The sequence below is a fragment of the Paraoerskovia marina genome (genome assembly GCF_900105445.1).
In the GTDB taxonomy this organism is placed as follows: Bacteria; Actinomycetota; Actinomycetes; order Actinomycetales; family Cellulomonadaceae; genus Paraoerskovia; species Paraoerskovia marina.
The window spans coordinates 1,774,116-1,794,747 of record NZ_LT629776.1 but is presented as its reverse complement, the minus strand read 5'-3'; the positions used below and the strand labels follow the sequence as shown (position 1 = coordinate 1,794,747).

Annotated in this window: 15 protein-coding genes; 8 read left to right on the top strand and 7 right to left on the bottom strand. The window is 69.4% G+C overall.

Features of this window, described 5'->3' with window-relative positions:
• Positions 1-24 precede the first annotated feature (24 nt).
• Positions 25-684: an SDR family oxidoreductase gene (locus tag BLU20_RS07985; RefSeq protein WP_172829047.1), complete on the bottom strand. Its 660-nt coding sequence runs from the start codon at positions 682-684 to the stop codon at positions 25-27.
• Positions 685-740: 56 nt separating this feature from the next.
• Between BLU20_RS07985 and BLU20_RS07980 the strand changes: the two genes are divergently transcribed.
• On the top strand, positions 741-1,226 hold the full coding sequence (locus BLU20_RS07980) for a hypothetical protein (protein WP_029253528.1): 486 nt from the start codon (positions 741-743) through the stop codon (positions 1,224-1,226).
• A 66-nt stretch (positions 1,227-1,292) separates the two neighbouring features.
• Here BLU20_RS07980 and BLU20_RS07975 read toward each other — a convergent pair whose 3' ends face one another.
• Both BLU20_RS07975 and gndA read right to left on the bottom strand, forming a co-directional pair.
• Positions 1,293-2,567 (bottom strand): carboxylate--amine ligase, encoded by a 1,275-nt coding sequence (locus BLU20_RS07975; protein ID WP_231959154.1) that lies wholly within the window; start codon positions 2,565-2,567, stop codon positions 1,293-1,295.
• Positions 2,564-4,000 (bottom strand): NADP-dependent phosphogluconate dehydrogenase, encoded by a 1,437-nt coding sequence (gndA, locus tag BLU20_RS07970; protein WP_083372189.1) that lies wholly within the window; start codon positions 3,998-4,000, stop codon positions 2,564-2,566. The genes BLU20_RS07975 and gndA overlap by 4 nt, the downstream gene beginning before the upstream one ends.
• Positions 4,001-4,146: 146 nt before the next feature.
• On the opposite strand from gndA, the gene BLU20_RS07965 reads away from it, so the two are divergent.
• From BLU20_RS07965 to BLU20_RS07935, 7 genes are all read left to right on the top strand, one after another.
• The gene (locus tag BLU20_RS07965; protein WP_029253531.1) at positions 4,147-4,737 is read left to right on the top strand and encodes a DUF3000 domain-containing protein; all 591 of its coding nucleotides are present in this window, start codon (positions 4,147-4,149) and stop codon (positions 4,735-4,737) included.
• Positions 4,734-5,999, top strand: coding sequence for an HRDC domain-containing protein (locus BLU20_RS07960; protein ID WP_083372188.1), 1,266 nt, complete (start codon positions 4,734-4,736; stop codon positions 5,997-5,999). The genes BLU20_RS07965 and BLU20_RS07960 overlap by 4 nt, the downstream gene beginning before the upstream one ends.
• Positions 6,000-6,044: 45 nt before the next feature.
• Entirely contained in the window at positions 6,045-7,139 is a 1,095-nt protein-coding gene (locus BLU20_RS07955; RefSeq protein WP_231959153.1) for a lipid II:glycine glycyltransferase FemX, read from the top strand.
• A gap of 169 nt (positions 7,140-7,308) precedes the next feature.
• Positions 7,309-8,583, top strand: coding sequence for a thiolase family protein (locus BLU20_RS07950; RefSeq protein ID WP_083372187.1), 1,275 nt, complete (start codon positions 7,309-7,311; stop codon positions 8,581-8,583).
• Positions 8,584-8,588: 5 nt separating this feature from the next.
• Positions 8,589-10,691, top strand: coding sequence for a 3-hydroxyacyl-CoA dehydrogenase NAD-binding domain-containing protein (locus BLU20_RS07945; RefSeq protein ID WP_083372186.1), 2,103 nt, complete (start codon positions 8,589-8,591; stop codon positions 10,689-10,691).
• Positions 10,692-10,833: 142 nt separating this feature from the next.
• On the top strand, positions 10,834-11,937 hold the full coding sequence (locus tag BLU20_RS07940) for a carboxylate-amine ligase (protein WP_231959152.1): 1,104 nt from the start codon (positions 10,834-10,836) through the stop codon (positions 11,935-11,937).
• A 59-nt stretch (positions 11,938-11,996) separates the two neighbouring features.
• Complete coding sequence (locus tag BLU20_RS07935) at positions 11,997-12,986, top strand: alpha/beta hydrolase (RefSeq protein WP_231959151.1); 990 nt, start codon at positions 11,997-11,999, stop codon at positions 12,984-12,986.
• A gap of 58 nt (positions 12,987-13,044) precedes the next feature.
• Here BLU20_RS07935 and BLU20_RS07930 read toward each other — a convergent pair whose 3' ends face one another.
• From BLU20_RS07930 to pflB, 4 genes are all read right to left on the bottom strand, one after another.
• Positions 13,045-13,299: a PH domain-containing protein gene (locus BLU20_RS07930; RefSeq protein WP_231959150.1), complete on the bottom strand. Its 255-nt coding sequence runs from the start codon at positions 13,297-13,299 to the stop codon at positions 13,045-13,047.
• Between the two features lie 2,800 nt (positions 13,300-16,099).
• Positions 16,100-17,185, bottom strand: coding sequence for a site-specific integrase (locus BLU20_RS07920; RefSeq protein WP_157270394.1), 1,086 nt, complete (start codon positions 17,183-17,185; stop codon positions 16,100-16,102).
• A gap of 220 nt (positions 17,186-17,405) precedes the next feature.
• Positions 17,406-18,272 carry a pyruvate formate-lyase-activating protein gene (pflA, locus tag BLU20_RS07915; protein WP_083372183.1) on the bottom strand — a complete coding sequence of 289 codons (867 nt, stop codon included), beginning with the start codon at positions 18,270-18,272 and terminating at the stop codon, positions 17,406-17,408.
• Between the two features lies 1 nt (position 18,273).
• Positions 18,274-20,550: a formate C-acetyltransferase gene (gene pflB, locus BLU20_RS07910; RefSeq protein WP_083372182.1), complete on the bottom strand. Its 2,277-nt coding sequence runs from the start codon at positions 20,548-20,550 to the stop codon at positions 18,274-18,276.
• Positions 20,551-20,632 lie beyond the last annotated feature (82 nt).

Sequence of the window (20,632 nt, the reverse complement as noted above, 5' to 3'; positions counted from 1 at the left end):
GCGTACGCTCCCCGGCCGTGGGATTCAGCCGACGTCGACCCTGCGGACGTCCGGTCCGTCGTCGAGCGCGTCCCGGACGGCCTCGGCGACGGAGTCGAGAGCGACCTCGGCCTCGGGGTCCCGGTTGCGGTCGTCGCCCGCGATCGCCCGCTCCACGACGACCTCGCGGAACCGGACTCCCGTCGACTCGGCCCGCAGCACCTCGACGAGCATGTGCAGGGCGGCCCCGGTGACGCTGACCGGGCCCGAGCCCGCCATCGGGACGTGGGACGCGGCGCCGTTGAGGACGACGTAGCCCGCGCCCGGGGGCAGGTGCGGCACCAGATGCTGGACGGACGTCAGGTGGGATGTGAGATGGCTCTCGAGAAATCCGTCCCAGACGTCACGGGACAGGTCTTCGAGCCGGTCCCCGATCCACCACCCGCCGACGGAGGCGACCACACCGTGCAGCGTGTGCTGCGCGGTGAGCTCGCGCATCGCCCTCTCGGGCTGATCGGACGAGCGGTCGTCGAACGCCCTGACGTCCACCACCTGGGCTCCGGCCTCTTCCAGGCGCGCGAGCGCGGCGGCGTCCCGGCCGCACGCGAGAACCGCCCAGCCCCGGTCGAGGAACCATCGGGTCAGCCGGCTCCCGACGTATCCGGTCGCACCGACGACGACCACCGCGGGCGCTTCGCTCGACATGGCCCCACCGTACCGACCGCACGGACAGGCGTGCGCGTCGGGCATATCCTCGTCAGGTGACCGATACGATCCTCGTCCTGTCCGAAGCCGCCCTCGCCGAGTCCGACGTCCAGAACCTGCTGTCGCTCTACGCGGACCGCGACGTACACTTCCGTCTCCTGGTCCCCGCCGACACCTCGCACGACCCGGTGACCTCGTTCATCGACTATCTCAGCCTCGGGTACCTGCAAGAGGCCTGGGCAGCGGTGACCGGCCAGGAGCCGGACCCGGACGAGGCGCGCAAGACCGCCGACGAGCAGCTCGCGGAGAGCCTGGCCGCCTTCACCGGCGCCGGGGCGGACGCGAGCGGGCGTGTGACCGACGACGACCCGCTGCCGAGCGTCGCGACCGCGGTCGCCGACCACGACGCGAGCGAGATCGCGGTGTTCACCTACCCGCACGCCGTCGAGGACACCTTCCACACCGACTGGGCCTCGAAGGCTCGTGCCGCCTTCGACGTCCCGGTCCTGCACGTGTACCTCGGGACGAGCGAGCTCGGGTAGCAGAACGGCCGCGGACCGGGACCCTGTCCCCGTCCGCGGCCGTCGCCGCACCACCCGTCGTCGGACTCAGACGTCGGTCGACACCGGCTCGGGGTAGTACCGGGCGTACTTGCGCCGATAGTTCTGCGTCACGGCCTCGACGACGAACCGCCTCTTGATGCCGGAGTCCGCCCCGTACTTCAGCGGGTTCACGACGTCGCCCCGCTTCTTGACGGCGTGCACCCGCGCTGCCAACGCCTCGTCCACGAGGTACTTGCGCAGCAGGCCGTAGGGCACGACGGAGTAGAGCACCTCACGGTCGGGCGTGCTGAGCTCGCCGGACTCGCCGAGGACGCAGTCGTCGACGATCGCCTCGGCGATGTTCGCCCCGGCGCCGGTGACGTAGTAGTTGTTCCGCCCGACACGAGGGTTCATCTCGAAGTAGACGCGCTCGCCGTTGCGAGGGTCCACCTTGTAGTCGAAGTTGGCGAACCCCACGTACCCCGCCTCGTCGAGGAACCGCTGCGCGGTGTCCATCGCGTCCCGGTCCTCCTCGACGAGGATGGCGGCCGGGATGCCGAGCGTGCCGGGCGTGTGCTCCTCGAGGAGCACCTGACCGGTCGCGAGCAGCGTGATCTTTCCCGACCGGTCCCGATACGCGGTCAGGGACCGCATCTGGGTCTCGTCCCCCGGGATGAAGTCCTGCAGCAGGAACGTCCCGGTGTACCCCGCGTCGACAAGGTGCCCGAGAAGCTCGTCCAGCTCGGCACGCGAGCCGATGTGGTGGATCTTCTTCTTGCCCGGGAAGTCGACGTAGTAGTAGTCCGCCGAGGACGACGGCTTGCCGATCAACGGGTAGGAGAGGTCGACCGGGAACGAACCCACGGCGTCCCTGCCCCCGGCGGCGACCAGAGCCGGGACGTCCACGGCGACCGTGCGCGGCGTCGCGATGCCCAGACGGTCGCAGATCTCGGCGAACCCCTCCTTCGTCGAGACCCGCTCGAGCACGTCGAGCGAGCAGTAGGGCAGCCGGTACCCGGCGCCCTCCAGCCGCTCGCGGTGCTCGATGACGGTGCGCACGTACCAGTCCGCGTTCGTCAGGAGGACGAGGGTGCGCCCGGGGTTCTGCGCGGCGACGCGCTCGAGGGCCGCGACCATCCGCTCCGGCTCGTCCACGCGTGGTTCGACCACCACGGAGACGAACGAGGAGTCGGCCATCGCCCGGGTCGCCACGGCCGAGACGACGACGGCGTCGCAGCCGTAGCGCTCGTGGAACGCCCGCAGCATCGCGTAGGCACCGATGTCTCCGCCGACCGCGACGGGCAGCAGGGTCTCCGTCACGGCGGCTGAGGGCCGGCTCACGCCTCCGACTCGCTGCGGTCCGCCGACCACTCCGTGTGGAAGGTGCCCTCACGGTCGACGCGCCGGTAGGTGTGCGCGCCGAAGAAGTCGCGCTGCGCCTGGATCAGCGCGGCGGGAAGACGCTCGGCCCGGACACCGTCGTAGTACGCGAGCGACGAGCTGAAGGCCGGCGTGGGGATGCCGTTCTGGGCGGCACCCGCGACGACGCGACGCCAGGCGGCCAGGCCGTTGCCGACCGCGCCGGTGAAGTACTCGTCGGCGAGCAGCAGCGGCAGGTCGGCGTCGCGCTCGTAGGCCTCGGTGATGCGGTTGAGGAACCCGGCACGGATGATGCAGCCGCCACGCCAGATGCGGGCCATCGCACCACGGTCGATGTTCCAGTCGTTCTCGACGCTCGCCGCCGCGATCTGGTCGAAGCCCTGCGAGTAGGCGACCACCTTCGAGGCGTAGAGCGCGAGGCGGACGTCCTCGACGAACGCGTCGCGGTCCGTGATGGTCCACTCCTGCGTGTGGGCGGGCAGAGCCGCACGACCGGCCTCGCGCTGCGGGACTGAGCCCGACAGAGCACGGGCGAACGTCGCCTCCGCGATGCCCGTGATGGGCACACCGAGGTCCAGGCCGTTCTGGACGGTCCAGCGGCCCGTGCCCTTCTGCTCGGCCTGGTCGAGGACGACGTCGACGAACGCCGACCCGGTCTCGGCGTCCACGTGCTGCAGCACGTCGGCCGTGATCTCGATCAGGAACGACTCGAGGTCACCGGTGTTCCACTCGGCGAAGATCTGGCCGATCTCGGCCGCCGAGGCGCCCAGTCCCTGCTTGAGCAGGTCGTAGGCCTCGGCGATCAGCTGCATGTCGGCGTACTCGATGCCGTTGTGCACCATCTTGACGAAGTGTCCGGCGCCGTCGGGGCCGACATAGGTGCAGCACGGGGTTCCGTCGACCTTGGCCGAGATGTCCTCGAGGATCGGGCCGAGGCTCTTGTACGACTCCCGGGTACCGCCCGGCATGATCGAGGGGCCGTTGAGCGCGCCCTCCTCGCCGCCCGAGACCCCGGTGCCGACGAAGTGCAGCCCCTGCGCGCGCAGGGCGTTCTCGCGGCGGATGGTGTCCGGGAAGTGTGCGTTGCCGGCGTCCACGATGATGTCGCCCTCCTCCAGGAGGGGAACGAGTTCGTCGATCACGGCGTCCGTCGGGCCACCGGCCTTGACCATCACCACGACCTTGCGCGGACGCTCGAGGGAGGCGACGAAGTCGGCCATCGACTCGGAGGGGACGAAGTCGCCGTCGGAGCCGTTCTCCTCGATCAGCGACTGGGTCTTCGCGTACGAACGGTTGTGCACCGCCACGGTGTAGCCGTGGCGGGCGAAGTTGCGGGCGAGGTTGCGGCCCATGACCGCCAGGCCGGTGACGCCGATCTGAGCACGTGCAGACATACGGTTCGATTCTCCTCGGGAGGTCGTCTCGTTCTTGCGACACCCCTCGGTGGGCGCCGGGGTCCACCTTAGTAGGCCGCCCGTCGCAGGCCCCTTCCGCGCGCCGTTCCTCCACATCCTGGACACGACCTCGTAGGGTTCGGCATGTGATCCACGCCCCCCGAGCCGGGGTTCCGGAGGAGTTTCTCGGAGCTCTCGAGGCCCTCGCCTCCCACGCACCGCGCGCCGGCATCGAGCTGCGCGAGATCGAGGCACCCCGTCGGATCTCGCCCTACGCCGTGGCGTTCGAGGCGACCGTGCGTGCCCCGGGGGGCTCGGACGAGACGGAGCTCGCGACGGGCCGGATCGTGGTGCTGTACGACCCCACGGGCCAGGACGCCTGGAACGGCCGGTTCCGGGTCGTGACCCTGACGCGGGCGATGCTCGACGTCGACATGGCCGCGGACCCGCTGTTCGACGACGTCGCGTGGTCCTGGCTCGAGGAGGCCGTCGAGGAGACGGACGCGCACACCCTGGGTGGAACGGTCACACGTGTCCTGTCCACGTCGTTCGGGGTCCTCTCGACGGCAGACGAGGACGTCGACGTCGAGATCCGCGCCTCCTGGACGCCCGGGACGGCTGATCTCGCACCCCACCTCCAGGCCTGGTACGACCTCATGCTCTCGGCCGCAGGGATCCCGCCCCAGCCGGACGGCGTGACCACTTTGCGACCTCGACACGGCACGATGGACCCATGACGACGGACACGCAGACTCCGGACGGGCCGCCCGACGCCGAGGAGACCCCCGGGGACCCGGTCACCCCGCTCACCGAACCCGCCGACGGCATTCCTGCCGTGACGACGACCGCCGAGGGGCTCGCCGCCGCGGTCGCCGCGATCCGCGCGGGCACGGGTCCGGTCGCCGCGGACGCCGAACGTGCCTCGGGCTACCGGTACGGGCAGGACACCTATCTGGTGCAGCTCAGACGCCGCGGTTCCGGTACCTGGCTCGTCGACCCGCGGGAGCTCCCGGACCTCTCCGCGCTGTCCGAGGCGGCCGGGGACGCCGAGTGGGTCCTGCATGCCGCGTCCCAGGACCTGCCGGGCTTCGCCGAGCACGGTCTGCTGCCGACGACGATCTTCGACACCGAGCTCGCGTCCCGACTGCTCGGGCTCGAGCGGGTGGGGCTGGGGGCCGTCGTCGCCGAGATCCTCGGCCTGGGACTGGCGAAGGAGCACTCCGCGGTCGACTGGTCGACACGGCCCCTTCCCGAGTCCTGGCTCCGGTACGCCGCGCTGGACGTCGAGGTGCTCGTGGATCTCCGCGACGAGCTCGCGGCGCGCCTCGACGCCGCCGGCAAGACGGAGTGGGCCGCCCAGGAGTTCGAGCACGTCCGGACGATGCCGCCGCCCGCCCCCCGGGTGGACCCGTGGCGCCGGACGTCGGGGATGCACGGACTCCGCGACCGTCGCCAGCTGGCGGTCGTGCGCAGTCTCTGGGAGGCGCGCGACCTGAACGCACGGCGCCGGGACATCGCGCCCGGCCGCATCCTTCCGGACCGGGCGATCGTCGCCGCGGCCCGCGCGATGCCGCGCTCGGTCCCCGCGCTGACCGCCCTGCGCGAGTTCTCCGGCCGTGCCACCAAGCGCCGCGCCCCGCAGTGGCAGGTCGCCATCGACGAGGCGCTCGCCCTCCCCGACGCCGAGCTCCCGTCGACCCGGGGCCCGCGAACCGACGCTCCCCCGCCCCCGCGCGCCTGGCCCGACCGCAACCCCGAGGCCGCCGCACGGCTGGAGGTCGCCCGCGCCACGGTCAACGCCGTCGCGGAGGAGGTCACGATGCCCGTCGAGAACGTGGTCCAGCCGTCCCTGCTGCGCGCGGTGTGCTGGTCCCCGCCCGAACGCCTGGACGCCGACCACCTCGACGAGGCCTTCGCGGCCGGAGGCGCCAGGCCGTGGCAGCGTGCGCTCGTCGCGGAACCCCTCGCCCGCGCGTTCGCGGGCCTGGCCGGGGCCTGACCGCGGTCGCCGTGCGACGAGGACGGACAGGATAGGGTCGAGCGCGTGCACGAGCCGAAGATGGACCTGACGGTCGTTGAGATCACCCACCGCGACGCCTGGGATCGCTCGATCCTCGACGCGGGGGGCCACCCGCTGCAGCTGTGGGGATGGGGTGAGGTCAAGAGCACCGGGACCTGGACGGCGCGACGTCTGCACGTGCTCGACGGCGAGGAGCTCGTCGGCGCGGCGCAGATCCTGGTCCGTCGTCTGCCCGCCCAGTTCAAGGCCCTGTGCCACGTCCCCCGCGGCCCGGTGGTCGTCTCCCCCGCCGACGACGACGGCGTGCGCGACGACGTGGAGTCCGGTCCCGAGGGCGCCTACGCGGGCGGCGGGTACGGCGTGGGCAGGGAGCCGCAGCGCTCGGCCGTCACCACGGCGATCGCCGCCTGGGCGAAGTCGACCATCGGCGGCGTCGGGATGACCCTCGAGCCGGACTGGCCCGAGGGGACCTCACTGACGCTCGCCGACGCGCGGCCGTCGCCGAACCCGATCCTCTACCCGTCGACACTCATCGTGGACCTGACCAAGGACCCCGAGACCCTCATGAAGTCGATGAGCAAGTCCACGCGGTACGACATCCGCAAGGCCGGACGGTCCGGCCTCGACGTACGCCGCGTCGTCGACGAGGAGACCGTCCGCGCGGTGCTCGAGGTCTACAAGGAGACGGCGGAGCGCGCCGGGTTCGCCCTCCACGAGGACGCCTACTACCTGGCCATCCACCGCGAGATGGCGGACGCCTCGGTGCTGGTGGCGGCCTTCGACGACGACGGCGCGCCGGTCGCGTTCGTCTGGTGCGTCCAGTCGGCCTCGACCTCGTTCGAGCTGTACGGCGGCATCAACGACGCGGGGCGCAAGCTGCGCGCCAACGCCCCGGTCAAGTGGCACGCCATGGAGCTGGCACGCGAGGCGGGCGTGGTGCGCTACGACATGAACGGGTTGCTCAACGACGGGATCAGCGAGTTCAAGAAGAGCTTCGCGCACCACAGCGACGAGCTCGTCCGCAGCGTCGACGTCCCCTTCTCGATCTGGTACTCCGCGTGGAACAGCGCGCTGCCGACCGCGAAGAAGGTCGTCCGGACGCTGCGAGGTTCTCACTAGCGCCACGCCCGACCCGTCCCGACGCCGCACCGCCCACCCGGGCCGTGCGGCGTCGTCGTCTCCACGACACCCCGTCAGGTAGTGACATTTACCTGCTACCGCGGGTAGCCTCTACTTTGCAGGAGCGGTGCCGCTCACCGGACACCGCCGTCCACCCCAAGGAGACTCCATGACCTCGGTCACCACCGAGCAGACTGCGAGCGCCATAGCGCCGCGCGTCCGCCCGCACGTCCGCGACGTCGTCTTCGTCGAAGGTGTTCGCACACCGTTCGGCAAGGCACGTCCCGACGGAATCTATGCGCACACCCGCGCCGACGACCTGGCCGTCAAGGCCGTTCGTGAGCTGTTGCGTCGCCACCCCGAGCTCCCCGTCGAGCGGGTCGACGAGGTCGCTCTCGCGGCCACCACCCAGTCGGGCGACCAGGGTCTGACCCTCGGGCGCAGCGTCGCGCTCCTCGCGGGTCTGCCAAGCACGACGCCCGGGTACGCCATCGACCGCATGTGCGCGGGTGCGATGACGGCCGTGACCAACACCGCCTCGGCGATCATGGTCGGCGCGCAGGACGTCGCGATCGCCGGCGGGGTCGAGCACATGGGCCACCACCCGATGGGCGAGGGCATGGACCCGAACCCGCGCTTCGTCTCCGAGAAGCTCGTCGACTCCTCCGCCCTGGTCATGGGCGCGACGGCGGAGAACCTCCACGACCGGTTCAGCCACCTGACCAAGGAGCGCACCGACGCGTTCGGCGTGGCCAGCCAGGCCAAGTACGCCCAGGCCCTCGCGGACGGTCACATCTCGCCCGACCTCGTGCCGGTCGCCACCCGCGACCCGGAGAACGGCTGGGGTCTCGCCACGACCGACGAGCTGCCGCGCCCGGGCACGACGGTCGAGGCCATCGCCGACCTCAAGACACCCTTCCGCCCCGGCGGCAAGGTGACGGCCGGCAACGCCTCGCCGCTGACCGACGGCGCCACGGCCTGCCTGCTCGCGGCCGGGGACGTCGCCGAGGAGCTCGGCCTGTCCGTCCGCATGCGCATGGTCTCGTTCGCCTTCGCGGGCGTCGACCCGGAGGTCATGGGCATCGGCCCGATCCCGGCGACGGAGCGTGCGCTGCGCACCGCGGGGCTCACCATCGACGACATCGGTCTGTTCGAGATCAACGAGGCGTTCGCCGTCCAGGTGCTCAGCCTGCTGGACCACTACGGCATCGCGGACGACGACGAGCGCGTCAACGTCTACGGCGGAGCCATCGCGATGGGCCACCCGCTCGCCTCGACGGGCGTGCGCCTGATGACGCAGCTGGCCCGCCAGTTCGCGCAGCACCCCGAGGTCCGCTACGGGATCACGACGATGTGCGTCGGCCTGGGCATGGGCGGCACCGTCATCTGGGAGAACCCCCGCCACGCCGACTACTCCGGCCACACGACGACGCAGGAGGCCTGAGCCTAATGAGCACCGACACACGCGCCGAGCGCGTCACCCACTCCCTCGTCCGCGACGTCGCCCTGCCGGGCGGCACCGGGACGATGGCCCTGATCACGATGGACAACGGGCTCGACCACACCAAGCCGTCGACCCTCGGCCCCGAGGGGATGGCCGAGCTGACCACGGCCCTCGAGGGCCTGAAGGAGCGCGCGGCGGCCGGCGAGATCGTCGCCGTCGCCGTCACGGGCAAGCCGTACTTCCTGGCCGCCGGTGCCGACCTCACGCAGGTCGCCGCGGTGACCACGCACGACGACGCACGCGAGCTCGGCCGCAACGGTCACCGCGCCTACACCCTGCTGGGCGAGCTGGGCGTGCCCACCTTCGCGTTCGTCAACGGCCTGGCGCTCGGTGGTGGGTTCGAGCTCGCGCTCAACTGCACCTATCGCACGGTCGCCTCGGACGCGGGCGCACTTGCCCTCCCGGAGACCGGCCTCGGCCTGATCCCGGGCTGGGGCGGCGCCTACCTCGTGCCTCGCCTGATCGGCATCGAGAAGGCCGTCGACGTGATCCTGACGCGGCCCGCTGCCAACAAGCCGTTCAAGCCCGCCGAGGTCCTCGAGCTCGGACTGGTCGACGCGCTCTTCGGCTCGGCCGACTACCTCGAGCAGTCGATCGCGTGGGCGGAGTCCGTCCTGCGCGGCGACGTCATCGTCGAGCGACGTGAGCTCGACTCCCCCGAGGTCTGGGACGCCGTCGTGCACGCGACCCGCCAGCGCCTGGACGCCGTCGTCGCCGACTCGCGCCCCGCGCCGGGACGCGCGCTCGACCTCATCGCCGCGGCACGGACGGCGACGCAGGCGGACGCGTTCGCCGCCGAGGACGAGGCCCTGGCGGACCTCATCATGACCGACGAGATGCGCTCGAGCGTCTACGCGTTCCAGGCGGTCTCGCAGGGCAAGCGCCCGACCGGTGCCCCGGACAAGAGCCTCGCGAAGCCCGTCACCCGCGTCGGCATCGTCGGTGCGGGGCTCATGGCCGCACAGATCGCGATGCTGTTCGCCCAGCGGCTCGGTGTGCCGGTCGTGATGCGCGACCTCGACCAGGAGCGCGTCGACAAGGGCCTGCAGCACGTGCGCGGCACCGTCGAGAAGCTCACGGCGTCGGGACGGATGTCGGCCGACGCCGGGGCGAAGATCCTCGCCTCCGTTCACGGCACGACGGACATCCAGGACTTCGCGTCCTGCGATTTCGTGATCGAGGCCGTCACCGAGGTCATGGGCCTGAAGAAGAAGGTCTTCGCCGAGCTCGAGGGCATCATCTCCCCCGACGCGATCCTCGCGACGAACACCTCGGCCCTGTCCATCACCGAGATGGCGGCCGACCTTCAGCACCCCGAGCGCGTCGTCGGCATCCACTTCTTCAACCCGGTCGCCCAGATGCCCCTGGTGGAGATCATCAAGGCCGAGAAGACGTCGGACGAGGCCCTCGCCACCGGGTTCGCCGTCGCCAAGAAGCTCCGCAAGACGGCCGTGGGCTGCCTCGACCGACCAGGCTTCGTCGTCAACCGCCTGCTGGTGCTCCTCCTCGGAAAGATCGCCGAGGCCGTGGAGGGCGGGACGCCCGTCGAGGTCGCGGACCGCGCTCTGCGTCCGCTCGGTCTGCCGATGCCTCCGTTCCAGCTGCTCGACCTCGTCGGTCCGGCGGTCGGGCTCCACGTCCTGACCTCCCTACGCGAGGACCTCGGCGAGCGCATCCCGCAGTCCCCAGGGCTCGAGAAGCTCGTCGAGGACGGCACGCGGCTCTCGCTCAAGCCTGCCGCCAAGGGCCTTCCGGCTCACGTCGACCCGGAGATCCAGTCCGCCTTCGCGGCGACGCCCGGCACCGGGCTGGACGAGGCAGGGGTCCTCGACTCGGTGCTCACAGCACTGACCGTCGAGATCGGTCACATGCTCGACGAGAAGGTGATCGAGACGCCCACCCAGATCGACCTCTGCATGATCCTCGGCGCCGGGTGGGGCTTCCACCTCGGCGGGATCACCCCGTACCTGGACCGCACCGGGTACTCGGAGAAGGTCCTGGGCCGGCGTCTGCTGCCGGACGGCGTCGCGAACGTCCCGCAGGGCTGACTTCACCCGCACCCGCTCCACCGCCGACCCGGCGCTCGCGGTCCGTCCCCCTCGGGACCGACCGCGAGCGCCGGGTCGTCCGGTATCCGGAACCGGGGGCCGTCCGCGAGCGTGGTCCGCCTCCAACCAGCAGACTGCGGCCATGACGGAACTACGGACCATGGGCGTCGAAGAAGAATTCCTGCTCGTCGGCGACGACGGCGCGCCGGTCGCCAAGGCCGCGGCGGCCCTCGACGCACACGGTGGCCCTGTCACGGACACTGCGGCCGGGGCCGTCGAGAACGAGTTCATGGAAGAGCAGCTGGAGACCGCCACGCACCCTCGCGACTCCCTGGAGGACCTGGCACGGGAGGTCGGGGCGGGCCGATCGCGTGCCCAGGAGGTCGCCGACCGGGTCGGCGCCCGGGCCGTCGCGCTCGCGACCTCTCCGATCGCCTTCACCGGCACCACGGTGTCCCGCCTGCGCTACCTCGAGGCCCGACGCGTCTTCGGCATCACCGCGAGGGAGCAGCTCACCAGCGGCTGCCACGTCCACGTGGCCGTCGCCGACGACACGGAGGGCGTCGCCGTCCTGGACCGCATCGGCCCGTGGCTGCCGACGCTGATGGCGCTCAGCGCCAACTCGCCGTACTGGCAGGGCGACGACACCGACTATGCCAGCTTCCGGTCCCAGGTCTGGGCCCGTTGGCCGACGTCGGGGCCCACCCGCACGTTCGGGACGCCGGAGCGGTATCACGCCGCCGTCGACAAGCTCGTCGCGACCGGGACGGTCCTCGACGCGAACATGGTCTTCTTCGACGCCCGTCTCTCCCCCACCTACCCCACCGTCGAGATCCGGGTGGCGGACGTCTGCCTGGACCCGGGCACGACGACGCTCCTCGCAGCCCTCGCGCGGGGCCTGGTCGAGACGGCCGCACGGTCGGCCGCGGCCGACGAACCCGCCCCCGAGGACGCACCCGAGCTGCTCCGGACCGCAGCCTGGCGGGCCGGACGCTCGGGGATCTCCGGCGACCTCGTCTCCCCTCTCACGTGGCGGCCGGCACCGGCGCACGACGTCGTCGGAGCGCTCGTCACGCACGTGCGCGAGGCGCTCGTCGACGCAGGCGACATGGATGCGGTCACGGACCTGCTCGGGACGCTGTGGGCGGGCGGGGGCGGGGCCGACCGGCAGCGTGCCTGGTACGCCGAAGGAGGTGGCGACCTCCGCCACGTCGTGGATCGCGCGGTGGCGGCCAGCCAAGCGTGAACGACGGCCGTCGGGCGCGGGACTCCGGGAGAGACACTGCAGAGGACGAGGATAGGACGATGAACTCCGCAACCGGGACGCCCGGGCGCACCCGGGCCGCCGTCGTCCGCGTCGTCGCCACGGCGGCCCTCGGCGCCATGCTCCTAATCGTCCCCACCGTCGTCCTGCTCACTGCCGCGGACGTCGTCCAGCACCAGCACTGGAGCTACGGCGCGCTCCTCGGTGTCGCCGCGGCCTGCGGCGTCCTCCTGGTCGCCGCCGTCGTCCGCGACGCGCGGCAGGGGGACCGTCCGCGACGCGACGTCGCGCATCCCGTCCGGCGGGTGGTCGGGGCGACCGTCCTGAGCATCGTGCTCGTCGGGACCCTCGGGGCCGCATGGTGGCTCGAACCGTTCGGCGCGACCGACCGCGCGCTCGACGCACTCGGGTCCGACGAGACGGTCACGGTCGCCGAGACGTCGGGCTGGTACAGCTTCACACCCGTGGGTTCTGCCTCGGACGTCGGCCTCGTCTACTCCCCCGGGGCCCGGGTCGACGTCCGAGCGACCGCCGCGATCCTGCGCCCGCTCGCCGAGGCCAGCCACACCGTGGTCAGCCTCAAGGAGCCGCTCGGCATCGCGTTCGTCGACATCGACCAGTCCGCGGACGCGATCGATGCCCATCCCGACGTCGAGACCTGGGTGGTCGGCGGGCACTCCCTCGGCGGCGTGGCAGCCTCGTCGTTCGCGGGCGCCAACCCCGAGACCGTCGACGGCCTCCTGCTCCACGCTTCGTACCCGGCGGGCGACATCAGCGACAGCCCGCTGACGGTCACCTCGGTCTCCGGCTCCGAGGACGGTCTCTCGACCCCCGAGGCGATCGCCGACTCACGGCAGAACCTCCCTGCGGCGACGACGTTCGTCGAGATCGCCGGAGCCGTGCACGCCGACTTCGCCGACTACGGCCCGCAGCCCGGCGACGGGACGCCCACGATCAGCCGCGACGACGCCCAGGCCCAGATCGTCGAGGCAAGTCTCGCGCTCCTCGACGGCCTCGACCACCAGCCGTAGCGTCCGCCAGGGATCACGACGGCTGCCCGGCGCACGAACCGAGCTGCAGGCGCACCGGTCACAGGACCTTGCTGCCGACGAGGTGTCCGATCCAACGAATGTCGACGTCGCTCTTGAACTCCAGCTTGACCTTGCCAAGTCCGCTGAACCACAGCTCAAGCTCGGCATCGAGATCGAACGTCCCCGCAGTCTCGACGGAGAACGTCTCGATCTTCCCGTACGGCAGTGAGGTGTAGTCCTTCTTCTTGCCGGTCATCCCCTGGACGTTCAGAGCGACGATCCGCTTGTCCGTGACGGTCACGGAGTCACGCATCCCCTTGAACGCGCCGAGGATCTCTTCCCAGGGAGCAGGACGCCGCTCAGTACCTCACCGGCTTCCGCGGGACTCCACGGTCCGAGCTTCGTATAGGCCGCGTTCTGAAAGTCGATCACATCGTATCTGCGGCGTTCACAGATCTCGCATGAGAAGTACCAGGTGAGGGCGTAGGCGGTATGCCGTTGGCGACGCGTCCCGTGTCAGCCCAGTGGTCAGCGCTCGTTCCTCGACACACATGCTGCGCGGCGCCGGAAACCTCGTTGACCCGGGTGATAACTTGTGTCACCCTCGGTCGACACAAACTCGCCAGGACGAAGGTGTCGGGAGAAACTGATGAGAACGCGGAAGTTGGCAGTCGCCGGAGTCGTTTCGTTCGTTTTGACAGTAGGCTTTGGGGTGGCAGCGTCGCCTACCGCACTCGCTGACAACCCCGCGAGCGCGTCTTCGTCAGAGCCCACCCCCGCAGTCGCCACCGCAGCCGAGGCCGCGCAAGCTCGGTATGTCGACAAGGCGGGCAATCCGATTCCTGTCGACACCGACACTCCGGACGCAGGTTCATCGACGCACGCTATCGGCTGCACGCCGGTGAGTGGTGTCGATAATCCCCACATCTCCAGCACCTCGTCAACCGACGCGGTGCAAGCACATGGGTGGTGGAAGAAGGGAACATGCACAGCCGCGACTGCTCACGTACAGGTATGCCTCTACGAGTACTTTACGAACGGCTCAGAGGGCTACTGGGAACGAATGAACTGTTCGCCCAGGAACCCTCTGAAGCCCGGGGGCGGCAGCAGCTACCGAGTGACCGCCCACGAAGACTGCAACGACGACACGCGAGTGTCGTGGCGTGCTCATGTTGACGTGGATGTTGATGGACAGATCGACACGTCAGAAGTGCCTTACCGGCAAGCAGATGTCTATTGCAGGGTTCTCTGAGGATTCTGTGTGGCGGTGAGATGATGATGGCATCCGGAGAGATGCGGCCGGGCATTCATGGCGGTCGGGGCGCCGCAGCTGCGCCCCGACCGCTCCTGGGGGCAGTCTGGGGCAAGTCCCGGATCGATCCGGACCGCCAACACAACCTCAACAATGACCCGTACTCTCGGTTCGTCCAGCGTTCGCAAGCAATGGGTTGGCTCGACGAACGCATGGTCATTGTTGACCCGAGCGGCAATGAACGCGTAGTTGGAAATGCGGGCCTATGGCAAATGAATGATGGGGGATATGGTCCGATAGGAACAGACAGCAGAAGTCTTGCGCCGACACTCTGGTTCCAGGTTGGCATTGACAAATTGCCCGATTCGCGCCCTCTTCCAACTGAACCCTTCCTTTGCTGCGCGGCTGCCGTCGCAGCGACCTTGGGCGAGTTTGAGCTCCGAGCGGCGCAATTGGTGTTGCCGATCTCCCAGCTGTCTGTCGGACGGAATGGCCATGCTGCGTTGGCGCCGAGTGTAGCGATGCGAGATTGGTTTAATGGTGCGCTCGAACACCCGAAGCGCGTTCGAGTGTCGATAGATATTGCCGTGGGTGCTAGGTCGCGATTCACCCCGGAATTCTCATCGGGGCTTATAGAAGATTTAGAATCATATGCATCACCTGTCTTCGAGGCTAACAAATGCATAGAAGGCTCGGCGGCACATTCGGCCTTTCCAGACCGAGTTTGGCAAGGTCCCCGTGGTGATGGTCTGCGCATCTATGGCTCCGTTTCTGGCTGGAGCCTTGACGCGATCGGCTGGGTTGCTGCTCTATTGGCTGATTGTGCCGTAAGGCGAGGACTTGCGGCACCGTTGCTCGTAACTGTGACGCTCGACTAGATCCTAGGTTTTCACGGGAGTCGTCGCTCGGTTTCGATTATGGCGCCGTTAAAGGTGAGGCGATCGACGGTCGCGGCGCAAAGTCTGGGTCGGCGAGTGTGTTGGTCCTGCCCGCGAACGAGGCGATCGTCTTTGACAGGATCATCTCATCGGCGGCTTGGTCGAGCTCGGTTGCGAGGTATGGAACGATTCCGATTTCGAGCGCGCCGAGTTCGAGTCGTCAGCCGAAAAGTTCGCTTGAATGTACTCGGTGCTCGATCACCCAACAGTGCGATTCGGCGCCGAAGTTCGAGGTTCCCGCCGTGGGCTGCGGCCGGTGCCTGCTCGAGCGTCCGCACCTCGTTTCGGTGCCGCTGCCGTTCGTCCTTGGACCGTGCGGCGAGTGCCCGAATCGCTGAGCTGGCACCGGCGCCTGGGGCAGACGGCATCTCGGCTTCCGGCCGATGTGCTCGGCGGAGCTCGTCAATGCGTATCCGGAGGCTAGGCGTCGCGTACAGAAAGTCAGTCGGCACTCCGGCCGTACGGGCGACTGCGGCGAAGGTGGTCGGTTCGCCGGCTCCGGAGAGGACGACGAGTGCGGCGTTCGCCTTGGCGAGGGAGTCTGCATGACGCGCCTTCGCGGCCTCCACGAGGTGCTCACTCATGCTGTTCCTCCGGCTGCTGGGGCAGGGTTCTTGGGCTGATCGACCGTCCCCGCCCCTCGGACCGCCCGGCGAGGTCCGGAGACGTCTTCGATGGCGATGAGGATCTGGCTCAGGGAGCACGTCTCGGCCTGCCGGCCTTGAAGCCAGAGGTTCTCGTCGTCCATTGCCGTTCCGTATCGGGTGCGGAACGCGGCCTGACGTCGGTGACGAACTTGTCGCAGGTGAGACACGCATTGCCGCGGTTGCATGTCTGCCGTGGGGAGCTTGCACCATCCGTTGGGGATCACGCGGTCGGCACGCTTGGCCGCCCAGCCGCTCCTACCGGTGCCCGCTTCGGGCTCAGCCATCGGCCCTCGCCGCCCAGCCGGCGGCGACCTCGTGCCAGTTCGCTAGCGCCGCCAACACGGCATCGTCCGTGACGTGCCCGTAGGTGTTGGTCGTGGTCTGCACACTCCTGTGGCCGAGCCGTGCGCTGACCACGTGCAGGGGCGTGCCCGCGCGCAGCAATGCCGTGGCGTGATGTGGCGAAACCAGTGCCGGGTCAAAGCGGCGGGCACCAGGGGCACGCGCCGCCTCGTCCGCTCGAGGTGCGCGTAGACGCTCTCGACGCGCAGTGGCCCCAACATCGGCTCCCGGTAGACGTTGCAGAAGATGTACGCCGAGTCCCAGTCGACGACGGCGGCATCCGCGCCGCGCTCGCACAGCCACCACACGTAGTCGCCGTACAAGCGATCGGCTCGGCTGCCGACGAACACCCGCCGAGAACCACTCTCGGGCCTGATCCCGTGCGGATGCGGACAAGGGACGATCTCCACGCTGGTTGTGTCCCCACGCCCTGTCGTCCAGTCTCGATGCTGAAGCGACAGGGTCGAAGGCGACTTCAGCCGCGATCAAGTCATCGATCGCCGCCGGGCCGAGGACCGGAACGTCCCTCATCTGAGTCCGGACCCTCAACCGCGAGCGTCGGCTGCCCTTCCGACGGGCGACATGTTCGAGGAACGGCAGGTGCCGGCCGGAGCGGGCGTTGACCTGCTCGTAGAGGAAGGACGGTGCGGGGACGCCCATCGCCCCGTGCAACTGGTAGAAGCGCATCACCGGCCTAAGTCGGGCCGCGACGGTGGCGCCGGAGACCACCCGCTCTGGCCGTAGAGCCGAGACGCCCGCACCGATCTCGCCCGCCCGGAGGGCTCGCAAGAACGCACCGAAGTCAGCAAGCACCACGGCATCCCAGGCACGCTGACGGTCCTCGAGGAACGTCGCCCACATCGCCAACGCCTTGGCGTACGCGCGGACCGTGTGCTGGGAGTAGTCCGACTGGGGGATCAGCTCTCGGTAGTCCTCGACGGTTTCGATGACGCGGCGGTCCGGTCCGACGACGGTCCAGGTCGTGGCCGTCTCAGCATGAACGCGCAGGGGTGTCGCCACCGAACCTCCATCCGTCCGCTCAGAGCACACCAGGAGCGATGTATACGAATCCGACGAATGCGCCTACTCGATCCGAAACAGCCGTACCTGATGACACTGCCAGCGACGGGCCTCCTGCCACCGGTGACCGTCCGCGGCGGACGTCTTCGGCACTCCGATCCACGTACCGGATAGCTGGGGAATCCCCTTGGCGGTGACAGTTCGAATCACGCGAATTCTGTCAGAACGTCGTCAGTCCCTCGGCACGGAACACGTTGCGGACGGCTTCGGTCGCCTCGGGGGTCGGCGGCTCGGTGTCACCGAGCTCGTACGTCCGGCCGAGCTCGGCCCACTTGTCGCGGGCCATCTGGTGGAACGGCAGCACCTCGACGCGCTCGACGGTCCCGGGGCGCACCGCCTCGATCGCGGCGGCGTGCCCGGCCACGAGCTCGACGTTGCGTGGGTCGTCGGTAAGTCCCGGCACGAGCACGAACCGGACCCAGACCTTCTTGCCGAGCTCTGCGAGACGTCGACCGAAGGCGATCGTCGGAGCCAACGACCGGCTCGTCACGCGCTGGTAGGTCTCCTCGTCGCCCGCCTTGATGTCGAGGAGAACCAGGTCGACGTCGTCGAGCATCTCGTCCGAGGCGTTGGCGCCCAGGAATCCCGACGTGTCGATGCACGTGTGGACGCCCATCTCCTTGGCGCCGCGCAGAATCCGGCCGGCGAACGCCGGCTGCATGAGGACCTCGCCGCCCGAGAGCGTGATGCCGCCGTTCGTCGCGGAGAAGACGCCGCGGTACCGCTTGATCCGTGCCAGCACCTCGTCGGCGAGGACGGGGTCGCCGTCCTTCATCGCGAAGGTATCGGGGTTGTGGCAGTACAGGCAGCGCAGGGGGCAGCCGGACAGGAACATCGTCATCCGGGTCCCCGGGCCGTCCACCGCCGTGACGAGCTCCCACGAGTGCATCGACCCGAGCTCGCCGGTCCGCATCAGTGCGAACTTCTCTGCACGCGGAACCTCTGAGGTGGACAGCCCCCGAAGCCCCGCACCCGCACGACGGCGGGTGGGGGCCTCGAGGTCGGTCGTCTCGACCTGGCAGGTCATGTCAGACGGTGCCGTGGAAGGTCCGCGAGAGCACGTCGAGCTGCTGCTCGCGGGTGAGGCGGACGAAGTTCACGGCGTACCCGGAGACACGGATCGTGAGCTGCGGGTACTTCTCGGGGTGTGCCATGGCGTCCTCGAGCGTCTCGCGCACCAGCACGTTGACGTTCATGTGGTAGCCACCGCCGCCGAACGAGGCGTCGAGCAGGCCGGAGAGGTTCGTGATCTGCTCCTCGCGCGTCCGGCCGAGCCCGGCGGGCACGATCGTGTTCGTGAGCGAGATCCCGTCCTGGGACTCCTCGTACGGCAGCTTGGCCACCGACAGCGCCGAGGCGAGCATGCCGTGCGTGTCACGGCCGTTCATCGGGTTGGCCCCCGGGGAGAACGGCTCGCCGGCCCGACGGCCGTCGGGCGTGTTGCCCGTCGCCTTGCCGTACACGACGTTCGAGGTGATCGTCAGCACGGACTGCGTGGGCACCGCGTCGCGGTACATCGTGTGCCGACGGATTTTCTCCATGAACGACTCGACGAGCTCGACGGCGATCGAGTCGGCGCGGTCGTCGTCGTTGCCGTAGGCGGGGTAGTCACCCTCGGTGACGTAGTCGACGACGACGCCGCGGTCGTCGAAGACCGGGGTGACGCTCGCGTACCGGATCGCGGAGAGCGAGTCGGCCGCGACGGAGAGTCCGGCGATCCCGCAGGCCATGGTGCGCAGCACGTCCTTGTCGTGCAGCGCCATCTCGAGTCGCTCGTACGCGTACTTGTCGTGCGACCAGTGGATGCAGTTGAGCGCCTCGACATAGGTCTCCGCGAGCCAGTCCATCGTCTTGTCGAAGCGCGCACGGACGTCGTCGTAGTCCAGCGGCTGCCCCTCGGGGACGGGCGCGACGGTCGGCGAGACCTGCTTGCCCGACACCTCGTCGCGACCACCGTTGATGGCGTAGAGGAGCGTCTTGGCCAGGTTGACCCGCGCCCCGAAGAACTGCATCTGCTTGCCGACGGCCATCGGTGACACGCAGCACGCGATCGCCGCGTCGTCGCCCCAGGCCGCACGGATCTCGTCGTCCGACTCGTACTGGACGGCGGAGGTGTCGATCGAGACCTGCGAGCAGAAGTCCTTGAATCCCTGCGGCAGCTTGTCCGTCCAGAAGACGGTCATGTTCGGCTCGGGTGCCGGGCCCAGGTTGTAGAGGGTCTGGAGCATCCGGAAGGAGTTCTTGGTGACGAGCGGGCGCCCGTCCTCCCCCATGCCGCCGATCGTCTCGGTGACCCACGTCGGGTCGCCGGAGAACAGCGCGTCGTACTCGGGGGTGCGCAGGAACCGGACGATGCGCAGCTTGATCACGAAGTCGTCCATGATCTCCTGGGCCTGCTCCTCGGTGAGGACGCCGGCCGCGAGGTCGCGCTCGATGTACACGTCGAGGAAGGTCGAGGTGCGCCCGAGCGACATCGCGGCGCCGTTCTGCTCCTTGACCGCGGCGAGGAAGCCGAAGTAGAGCCACTGCACGGCCTCACGGGCGGTGGTCGCCGGGCCCGAGATGTCGTAGCCGTACGAGGCCGCCATCTCCTTGAGCTCGCCGAGCGCACGGATCTGCTCCGAGTGCTCCTCGCGCTCGCGGGCGATCTTCTCGCTGAACGGCTGGGTCTCGAGCGTGAGCTTGTCGACCTTCTTCGCGGCGACCAGCTGGTCGACCCCGTAGAGCGCGACGCGGCGGTAGTCACCGATGATCCGGCCACGGCCGTAGGCGTCGGGCAGCCCCGTGATGATGTGCGAGCTGCGTGCGGCGCGGACGTTCGGCGGGTAGACATCGAAGACACCCTGGTTGTGCGTCTTGCGGTACTCGGTGAAGACCTTCTTGAGGTTCTGGTCCACCGGGTAGCCGTAGGTGTTGAGCGCGCCCTCGACCATGCGCCATCCGCCGTTCGGCATGATGGCGCGCTTCAGGGGGGCGTCGGTCTGCAGGCCGACGATGAGCTCCGCGGCCTCGTTGATGTAGCCGGGCTCGTGCGCGGTGATGCCGGCGGGCACGTCGTAGGAGACGTCGTAGACGCCCTTCTCGCGCTCGGCCGGGAACATCGCGCTCAGCTGGTCCCAGATACCCGTGGTCCGGGCGGTGGCGCCGGCGAGGAAGGTCCCGTCGCCCTCGTAGGGCGTGTAGTTCTCCTGGATGAAGTTCCTGACGTCGACCTGGTCGCACCAGGGGCCCGGAGTGAATCCGGCCCAGGCAGCGACAGGTGCGTCGTCACCGGTGGTCTGCGCAGCCTGCGAAACGCTCGTCATTCGTGTCTCCTCCGTGCGGCGAGGACGGTCCGTCGTCGCCCCTTTAGGATATCGTGAATGTATTCACAAGGCGCGTCAAGAT